At 53.5% G+C, this 13103-nt stretch carries 12 protein-coding genes and 1 riboswitch; of the genes, 3 read left to right on the top strand and 9 right to left on the bottom strand.

Annotated elements, in window-relative coordinates:
- Positions 1-2 precede the first annotated feature (2 nt).
- From thiS to EL29_RS22445, 4 genes are all read right to left on the bottom strand, one after another.
- Positions 3-200 (bottom strand): sulfur carrier protein ThiS, encoded by a 198-nt coding sequence (thiS, locus tag EL29_RS22460; protein WP_013028008.1) that lies wholly within the window; start codon positions 198-200, stop codon positions 3-5.
- Positions 197-1129 (bottom strand): FAD-dependent oxidoreductase, encoded by a 933-nt coding sequence (locus tag EL29_RS22455; protein ID WP_028716065.1) that lies wholly within the window; start codon positions 1127-1129, stop codon positions 197-199. Before EL29_RS22455 ends, thiS begins: the two co-directional genes overlap by 4 nt.
- 138 nt (positions 1130-1267) lie before the next feature.
- A riboswitch (TPP riboswitch) is annotated at positions 1268-1387 on the bottom strand.
- Between the two features lie 58 nt (positions 1388-1445).
- The gene (locus tag EL29_RS22450; RefSeq protein WP_013028010.1) at positions 1446-1766 is read right to left on the bottom strand and encodes a branched-chain amino acid transport AzlD family protein; all 321 of its coding nucleotides are present in this window, start codon (positions 1764-1766) and stop codon (positions 1446-1448) included.
- Positions 1763-2434, bottom strand: coding sequence for an AzlC family ABC transporter permease (locus EL29_RS22445; protein WP_013028011.1), 672 nt, complete (start codon positions 2432-2434; stop codon positions 1763-1765). Before EL29_RS22445 ends, EL29_RS22450 begins: the two co-directional genes overlap by 4 nt.
- A 94-nt stretch (positions 2435-2528) precedes the next feature.
- Between EL29_RS22445 and EL29_RS22440 the strand changes: the two genes are divergently transcribed.
- The gene (locus EL29_RS22440) at positions 2529-3077 is read left to right on the top strand and encodes a helix-turn-helix domain-containing protein (RefSeq protein ID WP_014604694.1); all 549 of its coding nucleotides are present in this window, start codon (positions 2529-2531) and stop codon (positions 3075-3077) included.
- A 22-nt stretch (positions 3078-3099) separates the two neighbouring features.
- Here EL29_RS22440 and EL29_RS22435 read toward each other — a convergent pair whose 3' ends face one another.
- The 4 genes from EL29_RS22435 to EL29_RS22420 are packed head-to-tail and all read right to left on the bottom strand — an operon-like array spanning position 3100 to position 7767.
- A complete protein-coding gene (locus EL29_RS22435; RefSeq protein ID WP_028716064.1) occupies positions 3100-4533 on the bottom strand; it encodes an ABC transporter ATP-binding protein in 1434 nt (477 codons plus the stop codon).
- Positions 4530-5309 carry an ABC transporter permease gene (locus tag EL29_RS22430; protein ID WP_022622827.1) on the bottom strand — a complete coding sequence of 260 codons (780 nt, stop codon included), beginning with the start codon at positions 5307-5309 and terminating at the stop codon, positions 4530-4532. Before EL29_RS22430 ends, EL29_RS22435 begins: the two co-directional genes overlap by 4 nt.
- Positions 5306-6241 carry an ABC transporter permease gene (locus EL29_RS22425; protein WP_028716063.1) on the bottom strand — a complete coding sequence of 312 codons (936 nt, stop codon included), beginning with the start codon at positions 6239-6241 and terminating at the stop codon, positions 5306-5308. Before EL29_RS22425 ends, EL29_RS22430 begins: the two co-directional genes overlap by 4 nt.
- The gene (locus EL29_RS22420; RefSeq protein ID WP_028716062.1) at positions 6241-7767 is read right to left on the bottom strand and encodes an ABC transporter substrate-binding protein; all 1527 of its coding nucleotides are present in this window, start codon (positions 7765-7767) and stop codon (positions 6241-6243) included. Before EL29_RS22420 ends, EL29_RS22425 begins: the two co-directional genes overlap by 1 nt.
- Before the next feature lie 217 nt (positions 7768-7984).
- Between EL29_RS22420 and zigA the strand changes: the two genes are divergently transcribed.
- Positions 7985-9217 (top strand): zinc metallochaperone GTPase ZigA, encoded by a 1233-nt coding sequence (gene zigA, locus EL29_RS22415; RefSeq protein ID WP_028716061.1) that lies wholly within the window; start codon positions 7985-7987, stop codon positions 9215-9217.
- Positions 9218-9358: 141 nt separating this feature from the next.
- On the opposite strand, the gene EL29_RS22410 is transcribed toward zigA, so the two are convergent.
- The gene (locus EL29_RS22410; protein ID WP_028716060.1) at positions 9359-10729 is read right to left on the bottom strand and encodes an aldehyde dehydrogenase family protein; all 1371 of its coding nucleotides are present in this window, start codon (positions 10727-10729) and stop codon (positions 9359-9361) included.
- A 479-nt stretch (positions 10730-11208) separates the two neighbouring features.
- Here EL29_RS22410 and EL29_RS22405 point away from each other — a divergent pair, with 479 nt between their 5' ends.
- Positions 11209-12138 (top strand): RepB family plasmid replication initiator protein, encoded by a 930-nt coding sequence (locus EL29_RS22405; RefSeq protein WP_013028019.1) that lies wholly within the window; start codon positions 11209-11211, stop codon positions 12136-12138.
- Positions 12139-13103 lie beyond the last annotated feature (965 nt).

Here is a 13103-nt window from a genome sequence, read left to right as displayed (position 1 = left end):
CGTTAGCCTCCCTGCATCGGCGATAACACTTCAAGACGACAACCCGCCACAAGCGGCTCTGAGGAATAGCGCTCCCGGGGAACAAATTCGCCGTTCACGGCACTGGCGACACAGCCAGCATCGATATGTTGTTCCACGAGTAATTCAGCCAGCGTGCGGGCTTCGGTTTCAATAGCAAGGCCGTTCAGTTCTATTTTCATCGCACTCCCTCGGACGTCAGTTGTTGCATAAGCTTCTCGGCCATCATCGGGGCCAGCAGGAAGCCGTGACGGTACATGCCGTTAATAGAAAAAATGCCATTTTCGTAACGCACTTCGGGCAGATTGTGGCGGTAAGCCGGACGCATACCTGTGCCGCTTTCAATAATGCGTGCTTCGGCGAGGGCGGGATGGATGCTGTAGGCTGCGCTTAACAGTTCCATCATAGCGCGCGCGCTGATTGGGCTGTCATCCTGGCTTTCGACCATGGTCGCGCCCAGCATAAAATGCCCCTGTGCCCTGGGCACCAGATAACAGGGAAAACGCGGGTGCAGCAGGCGAACAGGACGGGAAAACGTTATTTCGTCGGTGTGGAGAATAACCATTTCACCGCGCACGGCACGCAATTCGGGTTGGGATTGCCGGGCATGAATACCCCGGCAATCGATAATTTTCCCGCTGGGTTTACCCGGGTGAAACCGGACCCCCGCATTCAGTAAACGCGTTTGTAATTGTTGCATTGCCAGCCGGGGATCAAGATGACCTTCTGCGGCAAAGAACAAGCCACGGGCAAAACGGTCTTCCAGCGCAGGTTCAATCTCTGCTGGCGTCACCCACTGATGTGATGAGGTCATGTTAGCGAAACGCGTTAACTCAGCACTGTCGCGCGGGGGCGCAATCACCAGGGTACCCTGCTGTTCCACGCCGCTGACCCGGGCCGACCACCATGCCGCAGCATACTGACCCCAGTCAACGACCTGCTGTGGCGCACTTTCCGCTTCGCACCAGGGCGCCAGCATACCGCCAGCCCAGTGCGATGCCGCGCGGCAGTCCGGTAAGGTAATGATTTCGACAGGTTCACCTTGCTCCGCCAGTAGCGTGGCGATACACAGTCCGGACACGCCGCTGCCGAGCACTGACCAGCGGCTCATTGCCAGCCAACCTGACAGGGTAACATCAGAAACAGGATTTTCACTTTGGCCTCTCTGTTAACAGTCAGAGACCCGTGATACAAGAAGGGAAAAAGCATGAGCCCGGCAAAAGCAGACTCTGCGGCAAGTATCTGCCTGTGGCAAAGATACCCGTCTTCCTACGCCAGTATCAACTGGGTCAGGTTCTAAGGGTCGCTAAGCCGCGCATTGCGCTATTAGCCTCTCAGTCTCTTTGGCGAGACTCCCCTGACGGGTTCTAGTTTTATTTTAAGCCGCGCCTTACGTCAAGGCTGATGCAGCAATTTGTCGTTAGCGACTAAGGCACATTCAGGTAACGCAGCAGAGCGGTCATACAGGCTGCGCCCAAAATGATGACGATCAGCGGCGCCCTGCGCCAGGCGAGAAAAATGGCAAACGACACGCCCAGCAGCCTTGCCATCCCGGCAAAATGCTGACCTTCGAACAACGTGGTGGTGGCTGCAACGGCCAGTAACAGTACCGTGGCCGCATCGGATAACACATTTTGCGTGCGCTCACTGACAGGCAACCGGTTACCCAGTTTGACGCCCGCATAACGAATGGCATAGGTTCCGGCAGCCAGCAAGGCAATGCCTGCAATTATCATCGGATGATTCATTTACGCGATCTCCACGTAAGCAGCCCTAACAACGAAAACAGAACAGGCATCCCTGCTGGAACAAATGGCGTGACCGCCAGCGACAGCACGGCGCCGGTAGCAGCAGGAATGCGGGTTCGGGGTTTGCGTAACGCCGGGAAGATGAGTGCGATAAGAATGGCGGGAAACACGGCATCCAGACCGATAACGGAAATATTCGGGATAAACTGGCCAATCGCGGCCCCGAGCATGACGGTGAACGGCCAGATCAATCCGATACCGATGCCGCACAGCCAAAACGCACTGCGGCGCTGAGCCAGCTGCGGCTGAGAGATGCCGAACACCACACTTTCATCGTTCATAATGTGACAGCCGAGCGCCCCCCGCCAGCCTCTGCCCACTAAGTCTTTAACCGCAATGCCAAAGGGAAGATGGCGGGCGTTGACCAGCAAACCTGCCGCCGCCGCGGTTAACGGACTGCCACCGCCGGCAACGATGCCAATAAATAAGAATTCCGATGCGCCAGCCAGCACCAGCGTTGATAACGCCAGCGGTACCCAAAACGGAAAGCCATCAGCAGTGGCGAGCGACCCGTAAGACAGGCCGACAATGCCATCTGCGATACAGACCAGAAAAATTGCTTTTATAACGCCTTTATCCAGCGTGAATTTTTTTGCCAGCATCAACATAGAATCCCATAACGAACGATAAATCCATTATAATGAACATCGGATATGTATTACAAGACGAACGATACGTTCATTTTAACGAACAGGAAAAGTGATGAGCACGCCCATTGATATCATTGCCCGAGGTTTAGTAAGAGAACGCCAGCGTGCCGGCCTGACGCTGGCTGAAGTTGCTCGCCGGGCGGGGATTGCAAAATCGACCCTGTCTCAGCTTGAAGCCGGTAACGGCAATCCGGGTATTGAGACGTTGTGGTCGCTGTGTGTCGCGCTCAATATTCCATTTGCACGCCTGATGGAGCCGGAAACGAACCGGTTACAGGTTATTCGCCGCGGAGAAGGCCCCACGGTGGCTGCTGAGCAGGCTGATTACAAAGCCGTCTTACTGGCAACCTGTCCACCGGGCGCACGACGGGATATCTATCTGCTGCACATACAGCCCGGCAGCGAACGCTGCTCACAGCCGCATTCACCGAATACCATCGAACATTTAATTTTGACGCAAGGGCGCGCAGAGGTTGGGCCGGTTGATTCACCCGTTGAGCTTGAGGTAGGCGATTACATCAGCTACCCGGGCGACACTGAGCATATTTTTCGTGCGCTTGAGCCAGATACGCTGGCTGTGCTGGTCATGGAGCATGTGTGAAGGCAGGTTTCCCTGCCTTCGGTTAAATACAGACTTCCTGGGCTATTGCGGCGCTCTGGCTGAGGGAGGCCAGTGAGATAACACGATGCGCGCTTTTCTCCAGTAAAGCGAGATCGTGGCTGACCAGCAAAATGGCGCAGCGTTGCTGTGTTGCCAGTTCGCTAATCAACGCCAGCGTCTGCTGCTGAACGACAGGATCCAGGCGCGACGTCGGCTCATCCGCGAATAAAAACACAGGGTCCAGTAACATCACCCTGAGCAGTGAAAAGCGCTGAAGCTCGCCGCCTGACAAACCTGAAGCCGGACGGTTCAGCAACGCGTGCGCTAATCCCAGTTGTGCCATCAGTTCATCACGTCGTTTCACCGTGGCGTGGTGCAGCCGCAGAACATCATCGATAACCCTGGCCATCGCGATGTCAGGTGGAAATATGGCTGAGGGATCCTGATAAAGTTTTTGGTAACGTAACCTACTGGCAGCCCCTGGACGCACGACCTTGCCCGCATCGGGCGTTATCAAACCGCATAGCGTATCCCCCAGGCTACTTTTACCGCAGCCGCTTTCGCCGTAAAGCCCCACGATTTCGCCAGCCCGGAAGATTAGCGAGGCATTGTGAAATAGTTGCTTCCCTGACCGTTTCAGAGAAAGGCCCTCTGTCTGTAACACGATGGTTTCATCACAGGGTACTCGCGAGCCTGGCGCCCAGGCCTCAGGATCGGCCGCCAACAGCAGTTGGGTGTAAGGCGCTTGTGGACGGTATAACACCTGCCCGGCGCTGCCCTGCTCAACGACTTTGCCTTTATGCATCACCATGACCTCACCACCTAACTGCCGGGCCAGTGCAATGTCGTGCGTGATCGTCAGCAAGGTTTCACCCTGAGCCACCGCCGTATTTAACAGGTTACCCATTTCATCCCGCCGCGCGACGTCCAGCCCTTTAGTCGGCTCGTCTGCAATCAGCAGCGTCGCGCCCCCCGCGCGAGCAGCCGCGAAGCAAACCCGCTGGGCCATTCCCCCTGAAAGCTGCCAGGGAAAACGCGCAGAGGCATGCGCAAGCCCCAGTTGGTCGAGTGCCTGTGCCGCGGCCTGTTGTGCATCCCTCCTGGCTAAGCCCCGCACGTACCGGTAACCTTCCGCGACCTGAGCGCTGACACGCATTGTTGGATCGAGCGCCAGCCCGGGTTCCTGGGGCAAAGACGCGATGCGATGCCCCCACTGAGCGCGAAGACGGGCCAGATCGGTTTGGAGATCATAACGTTGTCCGTCAATCTCAACCGTGCCTGTGGCACGGAGTCCTTCTGGTAACGCCCCCATGATGGCCTGGGCGAACAGACTTTTTCCCGATCCGGTTTCGCCCACCAGCGTCATGGGTTTGCCCGGCTGAATGACCATGCTCACGGGCTCGACGATGCAGTCTTCGGCGTAAACGGCGACCTGTTTAATTACTATGCCCGTCATATCCGATCCTTATTCACTAATAAATTCATGCCAGTCAGTAACAAAAAAAGCACCAGCACGGGCTGGAGTAGAAGCCAGGGCGCTTCCCAGGCATAGGGAAAAAGTTCTGTCATCATCAGCCCCAGTTCTGGTGTCGGTGGGCGAACCCCCACGCTGATGAATCCCAATGCGGACACCGCCATAACGGCACTGCTAAACGCATAGACCGTTAACGTCAGCAACAAGGGCGCCATGGCTGGCCATAAGTGTCTGCGAAACAGATAGCGTATCGAGAAACCAAGCAGTGAAGAGGACTGGACGGCGGGAGACGTAACAACGGGTCGCAGGGTGGCTCGCGTCACGCGAAAAAACTCGACCCACAGCACCAGTGAAATCCCCAGCCACAACATTTCTGGCGAGTCAGGTGAGATAGCCGCTAACAACAGCACCAGCAGCAGACCGGGAAGCGCAAGGCACATATCCGCTAATGCGTTGCACACCTTGTCCACCCAACCGCCGCGCCAGGCACTCATGATCCCCGCCAGCGTGCCCATTATCAGTGCCGTGATAACGCATATCGCTGCCAGGCCCAGTGATAACCTGAGTGCCGCACTCAACCGGGCCAGCATTGAGCGGCCAAGATGGTCATAGCCCAACCAGGCCTGCCCAGAGGGAAGCTGTAACATCTGCAACAGGTCCTGCTGCACAGGATCCCCAGCCCCGAATAACGGCACCAGCCAGGCAAACGCGAGCAACGCCAGAATAATTGCCAGACCTGTTTTTTGACGAAAGGTCATATGCGTTTCCCCCTTGGATCCAACACATAGCACAAACCATCGACCAGCATGTTCAGGGTGACAAACGTCAGCCCCAGTACCATTGCGCTGGCCTGTATCACGGGCACGTCCCGGGCAAAAATCGCATGGACCAGCGCATGGCCAATGCCTGGCCAGGCAAACAGCGTTTCCACCACCACCACGCCTTCCACCAGCCAGACGAACTGCATGCCGAGCCAGGTCACGACCGAAACGCTGAGATTACGCAGGGCGTGACGCCAGAAAAGACGCGGTTGAGAGAGACCCTTTTGTGCCCCCCAGCGATACCAGCTGGCCGTTACAGCCTGGAATGTCGCCTCACGTACGACCCGAGCGCCCACGGCACTTAGCGGCAGCGCCAGCGTCACTGACGGCAGGATGAAATGTCGCCAGTTCCCCTGCCCGGCACTGGGCAGCCAGTCCAGACGCAGCGCAAACAAAACGATAAGCAGCAGGCCAAGAGCAAAATGCGGAACCGATTTGAGAATGGCGGCAGCGCCGTTAATGGCCCGGTCCAGGAAACGGCCGGGATGACAGCCTGCCCAAATCCCGAGTGGAATAATCAGCAGCAGGGTCAGTAACAGAGAAAAGCCGGCAAGGGCGAACGTTTGTTTCAATTGCCAGACCAGTTCGCCACTGACAGGCTCACCCGATACCAGTGAACGGCCAAAGTTGAAGCGCAGCAGATCCCACATCCACTGCCCCAGCGCACTTCCCTGGGCGGTCATATCCGCCAGTTGCTGTTTTACCTGGGCTACCGCTGCCAGATCGACCCTATCATAACCATAACGTCCCGATGCGATACGCCAGGCCATATCACCCGGTAATGCCTGTACCAGAACAAACGTTAAGATCCCGACCGCGAGAATGACGAAGGCGGCCTGGCAAAGGCGCCAGCTGAGTGGTTTAAGCATCATTTCACCCATTGCATATCACGCAGGCCAAAATGGCGTTCAAACGGATCCAGCGTGACCGAGGTGAGGCTGGCATTAACTGCCGCCGACTGCTGATACCAGGCGATGGGAATAACCGGCAAATCGCGCTGGAAAGCCGTAGTAATGACCTCTCTGGCCTTTTGTCGCACCGCAGGATCATGACTCTGCGATAACGTACCGAGCGCCTCGTTAAAGGCCTTGTCGTGCCAGTTCATTGCTCCCCAGTCACCGCCTTGAGGGCCGTAATCCTGAAGCAGCGTACCGGTGGGATCGGGCGTTAAGGCAAAATTACGGGCGAACAGCGCCATCTGCAGGCTCCCGTCGTGATGACGAGCGGGGATTTCACTGGAGTTAGTTGAATTAATGACGACATCGATTCCAATCTGACGCAGCTGCTGTTGGATTACCATCGCGATGAGCGGCAATTCAGGACGGTCCGGATAGGTCAGCAGCGTGAGCGTAAAACGCTGTCCATTACGGATCAGTATCCCATCCTGACCGGCTTGCCAGCCTGACTGCGTAAGCAATGCTGCTGCACGCTGTGGTGAGTAATCCAGCGTGGGCAATGCCGGATTGTGCCACTCGGCCATCGAAGGCGGGAACATCTGTGTCGCCGCCCCCGGATAGCGCAAAACCGCATTAGCAAGCGCACTCCGGTTAATCGCCAGGCTTAACGCCTCGCGCGTGGTGTGGTCGCTGAGAAAGGGATGTGCCAGATTCAGTTTGAGCATCACCGTTCGTGGAACGGAAACGGTAAGCAGCTGCAGAGATTTTTTATGTGACAGGCGCTGCCGACTGGCGGCATCAAGGTTAAAAACATAATCGGCGTCTCCGCTTTCAGCCAGCAGTGCGCGTGTTTCAGCGCGTCCCGCAGATAAAAATTCAGCGCCAGCGATGGCCGGTTTTCCCCCCCAGTAACCCTCAAATCGCTTTACGCTCAGCGCCTGAGGCGGCTGGAAACTTACCAGCTGAAACGGACCGCTGCCAATGATCCGCGTGACAGCGTTCGTGCTATCCCATGATGCCAGCGCCAGAATTTGTGAACGACTTTCTGCCAGCACCGCCAGTAGCGGTGTAAAAGGTTCACTGAGTGTGATGGTGACCTGTCGATCTTCACCCACAATCGACGTTATCGGTGCCTTATCCAGCAAGCCCGGCTTACCGCGGGCGATGTTAAGTGATTTCACCACGCTTTCAGCAGTAACAGGGGAACCGTCGTGAAAATGGGCGCCTGGACGCAGTGTAAAGCGCCATTGCAGACCATCCGGAGAAGCCTGCCAGCTCTCTGCCAGCGCTGGAACAGGGGCTCCTTTAGCATCCGTCTCCACCAGCGTTTCCACCACATCCATGCGGAGTAAAATATCACCCGAAAGAGCGGGATCGGCACCCTTAATTTCAAATGGGGCGGCAATACGGACCGGTTTTGTTTCGGCAGCACCGGCACTCAAGGAGGCAAATAACAGGCACGCAAGCGTGCTGTGAAGGAGGTGCTTAAGTTGTTTCATAATATGTCTTTTAACCACATAATGTTACCCAGAAATATTATGTTATAACATATCAACCCAAAGCAAAACCCATCTGAACATGTCGAGTCGAAAACGGGATAGTCACTCAGCAGTTTCACGATCCTGTGTTTTGCTATTCCTGACAAACAGTGTTGAAAATCACCGCCATTTTGTTATGTTATAACATATTAAATGACACTGATTTTAAGGATCTCTCATGGCGCTTCATTCCTTACCGGACTCACCCGATCCCCGCTTGCCTGTTTCTGTACTGTCAGGATTTCTCGGCGCAGGTAAAACGACACTGCTAAATCACATTCTTAATAATCGCGAGGGTCGACGCATTGCAGTGATTGTTAACGATATGTCTGAAGTCAACATTGATGCGGCGTTGGTGCGTAATGGCGGAGCTGAACTCTCTCGTACCGACGAAAAGCTGGTGGAAATGAGCAATGGCTGCATATGCTGCACCCTTCGTGAAGACCTGTTACTGGAGGTCAAACGGCTGGCGCAGGAAGGCCGCTTTGATCATCTTGTCATAGAATCGACCGGCATCTCTGAGCCGCTTCCGGTTGCAGAAACCTTCACCTTCGCCGATGAGGACGGGGAGAGTTTATCCACTATTGCGCGGTTAGATACCATGGTCACCGTCGTAGATGGGTATAACTTCCTTCAGGATTACCGTTCGGTCGACTCGCTTCAGGCACGAGGAGAATCTCTTGGGGCAGAAGATGAGCGATCTGTCGTCGATCTTCTGGTCGATCAAATCGAATTCTGTGATGTGCTGGTGGTTAATAAGACTGACCTCATCACGGAGGATGAGCAACGGACGCTTAAAGCGATGCTACATTCGCTGAATCCACGAGCGCGTATCATCACCAGCCACTTTGGTAACGTTCCCCTTGATCAGGTACTGGATACCGGTCTGTTTGACTTTGATCAGGCTGCACAGGCACCGGGTTGGCTGAAAGAGCTGCGCGGCGAGCATCAGCCTGAAACAGAAGAGTATGGTATTCGCAGTTTTGTTTACCGTGCCAGGCGCCCTTTTCATCCAGAACGTTTCTGGCATGCTGTTAACTACCAGCTTGATGGCGTCATTCGCTCAAAAGGCTATTTCTGGCTGGCCAGCCGTCCGGAATATGCGGCGATGTGGTCACAGGCCGGTGCGGTCGCACAGCATGGTTATGCCGGGAGCTGGTGGGCCAGCATTCCGCGGGACAAATGGCCCAGAGACAGCGAGTCTCTGAATTTTATTGCTGAGAACTGGCTGGATGGGATTGGCGATGCCCGACAGGAACTGGTTTTTATCGGCATTGAAATGGATGAAGATCAGGTGCGCAGCGCGCTTGACGCTGCGCTGTTAACGCCGCTGGAAATGGCTCAGGGCCCCGAATACTGGGTAACGCTTCCGGATCCCATGCCGGGCTGGTTTGGTGATGCTGATTCCTGATCGTTATATCCTGATTGCATCCTCTGACTCGCAATAGAAAACCCGTTTGTCTGTTCTGCATGAAGGCTGAAAGTGATAAGAAACAGGCGCATTGACATGCGCCTGTGTTATTGTTGTTGTCGCCAGAAGCCAGAACGTGGATTACTGACGGTTTTTCCAAATCGTCTGCACATTACAGAACTCATGCACACCAAAATGTGACAGTTCGCGGCCATAGCCACTCTTTTTCACACCACCAATGGTGACGCGCGGATCTGAAGCGCCATTGCCATTAATAAACACAGCGCCCACTTCCAGCTCTTCGCTCATCCGGGCAGCCATATGCTCATCGCCTGTCCAGACGGTCGCGCTCAGCCCAAAGTCGCTGTTATTGGCGATTTCCAAGGCATGCTCCGCATCCCGGGCCACGGCAATCGCCGCTACCGGACCAAACAGCTCTTGCCGGAAGGCGGTCATTTCGCTGGTGACGTCTGAAAGGATGGTGGGGGCGTAATAGTTGCCCTGCCCTGCTATTTTCTCACCGCCTAACACCAACCGGGCACCCTCACGCAGGCTGGCTTGTACCTGCTGATCCAGCTCATCACGCAGATCGGCGCGGGCCATTGGGCCGATATAGGTGTCCTCATTCAAAGGATCGCCGATTTTAAGCGCTTTGACAGCCTCTACAAAACGGGCCTCAAATGCCTCTGCGATGGATGCCTCAATGATGAACCGTTTAGCCGCCATACAGACCTGTCCGGTATTCTGATAACGGCCTGTCACCGCAGATTTCACCGCTTCATCGAGGTCTGCATCAGCCAGCACGATGAAAGGATCTGATCCGCCCAGTTCCAGCACGGTCTTTTTCAACGCTGCGCCCGCCTGTGCTGCGATCGCTGCACCAGCCCGAACACTGCCTGTTACTGCGACTGCAGCAATACGATCATCTTTGATAGCGGTTGAGACACCTTCGTTATCAACGTTAATCAGATTAAAACCGCCCTTTGGCAGGTCGGTTGCATCAAATAACTCAGCCATCAGCGTTGCGCTTCCCATGACGTTGGGCGCGTGTTTAAGCAGATAGGTGTTACCCGCCAGCAGCATGCCTACGGCGCCGCGCAGAACCTGCCAGAAGGGGAAATTCCACGGCATGACGGCCAGTATCACGCCTATTGGGCGAAAGGACTGCCACGCATCAGGTACCTGTGATGGCTGGTCTTCCAGCATCGCAGGTCCAAATTCTGCATACCAGTCACACAGATTGGCGCATTTCAGGATCTCCGCTCTCGCCTGCGCCACGGGTTTACCCATCTCGAGGGCAATCATGCGTGTCAGTTCAGGCTCGCGTTCACGAAGCTGATGACCGAGCTGGCGAAGCACCGTTACGCGTGATGCCATGCTGCTTTTTCGCCATTTTTTAAACGCGGCCGCGCTGGTGCTTAATGCCTGTTCCAGTTCAGCTGTGTTCTGCATGGGATAGCTGGCAAGAATGTCACCCGTGGTTGGATTACGTGACACGGCAAAGTCAGTCATGGTTTCGATCCTTTTCAGTAAGTGATGTTGTCACCATACGCTGGGATAATGCTGATGAAAAATGAATAATGCTGAGCAAGTTGTTTATAAAAAATGAAGTGATCGCTTTGTCACGCCAGGTTTCGCTCAGGCGAACACCACGAGCAGCGCGTTACTATTTTGGCAGAACGGATCCGGACAGACGGCTGGATAACGTGAATGCCATATGTGTTTCAGGCAAGTTATCCACTTATACAGTGAATAGTTCCTATATAACGATCATAAAGAGATCCATTATAGATCCAAAGAGATCCCCGATCGCCGCAGGCCGCACCACACAAGGGCTGAGAGGGGGTTTGCATTCACTGTAATCAGTAAAGTATTCACTGTAATCAGTACTTTATTCACTATACACAGTAGAATGTTCACTATAATCAGTGCTAATGTTCACTGTAATCAGAAAACGATCCTTTTCATCCACAGAATGAAGATCTTATCCAATGGCAGATAAAGATAGTGAAAACAAAGCGTTACTAGAGCCTTTTCTGTCTGTGACCAAAAACAGTGGTGAAGTTATTCAGCTTCATCCCAACAAAAATAATACCGTTCAGCCCGTGGCCTTAATGCGTCTGGGACTCTTTGTTCCCACGCTTAAATCCACAGCGCGGGGCATTTCTGGTGCTATGGCTTCAACCGATGCCACCAAAGAGCTTAAAAACCTCTCTCTGGTTAAAGCGGAAGGTTATGAAAAGATTACCATCACCGGTGCCAGACTGGATATGGATAATGACTTTAAGACCTGGGCCGGTATTATTCAGTCTTTTTCCCGTTACCCTACACAGGGTGATACGGTAACCCTGCCTTTTATTGATTTCGTGAAGATGTGCGGTATTCCCTCCGCCAACTCCTCTGCCGCATTGCGTAAGCGACTCGACGCTTCGTTACGCCGTATTGCGACGAACACTCTCTCTTTTGAAGGTAACGGTAAGGCCTATCATACGCATCTGGTACAGTCAGCTTATTACGATCGTGAAAAAGACATTGTTCGCATACAGGCTGATCCCAAGCTCTTTGAGCTGTATAATTTCGACCATAAGGTTTTACTGCAGCTGAGGGCTATCTCCCGCCTTAAGCGTAAAGAATCGGCTCAGGCGCTTTATACGTTCCTGGAGAGCCTGCCGACCAACCCTGCGCCCATTTCTCTTGCCCGCTTACGTATGCGGCTCAATCTTGGCTCAAAGATTACCACGCAGAATCACGTGGTACGGCGCGCGATGGAACAGCTTAAAGAGATTGGCTACCTTGATTACTCTGAAGTCAAACGAGGCCGCTCCGTATTTTTCATCATTCACAGCAGAACACCGAAACTCGATGGTATCAGTAACCTGGAAGGAATCGATACGCTCGATGACATCGATTTTGAAGACTGAGCCCAACGTTCACTGTAATCAGTACTCCTCGCGTTGCAGTGTCACTTTTGCCAAAAAGTGACACGTATGCCTATCATTTTCGTCTGATTTCTTCAGGCAGTTGGCTGGCCATTCACTGTAATCAGTCGTGTTCACTGTAATCAGTAAAAGTGAGCTGGTCCATATCTCTACTCTCGCCGTCCATTTTTTTAAGTGCATTTTTATCAATAATTTATAAGTTAGCTTGCACTTACTAACCTTTTTTAGATCACCTCTCTACGTGCGTTTAAACCGCTTTTACTGATTACAGTGAATGTCGGCTCGAAACCAGACCTCCGCGTCGTCATACTGTTTATAGTGAATTTACTGGGCTTTGTTATTTACAGAATACAGTGAATGTTAGATTTAAGTCATTGTTTAATAGTGTCTTTTTTTATTTCTGTTTTGCTGGCTATTTGCCCTGCCTTTCCTGTTCCAATTGGGTGCTTTTCCGCTTAAAAAAAAGTGACAGGGTTAAGCCAGTGCTGATTACAGTGAATGATGTGTGCCGTTTGGGATGAAGCTTCAGCATTTGTCACGAAGTCAGCTGACTACAGTGAACACTTAGCTCATTACAGTGAATGTTGAGATACTGGCAGGTTAAATGAAAATCACGTTTGCTGATTATAGTGAACATCCCATCTGACGCGGCCAGGTTCCGTTTGCAGCCAACCGAATTCCTTTCCTTCTTTTACTGATTACAGTGAATGTTTTACTGACTACAGTGAATCCCCTCTCACCCGTAAGCCCGCCCATGATGAGACGTGGCCTGATTCTGGTCACTGACCCGCGGGTCAGGACTTACGAAGTATACTGATTACAGTGAATGCTCTGACCATGCTGGGGCTGGTGGAAGTCGATTGAGTTGTTTAGCATTCAACCCCGTATGAGGTGTTTGGCTGGATGTGTATTTACTGATTACAGTGAATGTTTGAAACTCAGTCCCA

This window comes from Pantoea ananatis LMG 2665, from assembly GCF_000710035.2.
GTDB classification, from domain to species: Bacteria; Pseudomonadota; Gammaproteobacteria; order Enterobacterales; family Enterobacteriaceae; genus Pantoea; species Pantoea ananatis.
This window is presented reverse-complemented; position numbering and strand designations above follow the sequence as displayed.

Excerpts from the sequence above, each read along its gene's own strand:
- thiS (WP_013028008.1), bottom strand. The coding sequence starts at position 200 with ATGAAAATAGAACTGAACGGCCTTGCTATTGAAACCGAAGCCCGCACG.
- EL29_RS22455 (WP_028716065.1), bottom strand. The coding sequence starts at position 1,129 with ATGAGCCGCTGGTCAGTGCTCGGCAGCGGCGTGTCCGGACTGTGTATC.
- EL29_RS22450 (WP_013028010.1), bottom strand. The coding sequence starts at position 1,766 with ATGAATCATCCGATGATAATTGCAGGCATTGCCTTGCTGGCTGCCGGA.
- EL29_RS22445 (WP_013028011.1), bottom strand. The coding sequence starts at position 2,434 with ATGTTGATGCTGGCAAAAAAATTCACGCTGGATAAAGGCGTTATAAAA.
- EL29_RS22440 (WP_014604694.1), top strand. The coding sequence starts at position 2,529 with ATGAGCACGCCCATTGATATCATTGCCCGAGGTTTAGTAAGAGAACGC.
- EL29_RS22435 (WP_028716064.1), bottom strand. The coding sequence starts at position 4,533 with ATGACGGGCATAGTAATTAAACAGGTCGCCGTTTACGCCGAAGACTGC.
- EL29_RS22430 (WP_022622827.1), bottom strand. The coding sequence starts at position 5,309 with ATGACCTTTCGTCAAAAAACAGGTCTGGCAATTATTCTGGCGTTGCTC.
- EL29_RS22425 (WP_028716063.1), bottom strand. The coding sequence starts at position 6,241 with ATGCTTAAACCACTCAGCTGGCGCCTTTGCCAGGCCGCCTTCGTCATT.
- EL29_RS22420 (WP_028716062.1), bottom strand. The coding sequence starts at position 7,767 with ATGAAACAACTTAAGCACCTCCTTCACAGCACGCTTGCGTGCCTGTTA.
- zigA (WP_028716061.1), top strand. The coding sequence starts at position 7,985 with ATGGCGCTTCATTCCTTACCGGACTCACCCGATCCCCGCTTGCCTGTT.
- EL29_RS22410 (WP_028716060.1), bottom strand. The coding sequence starts at position 10,729 with ATGACTGACTTTGCCGTGTCACGTAATCCAACCACGGGTGACATTCTT.
- EL29_RS22405 (WP_013028019.1), top strand. The coding sequence starts at position 11,209 with ATGGCAGATAAAGATAGTGAAAACAAAGCGTTACTAGAGCCTTTTCTG.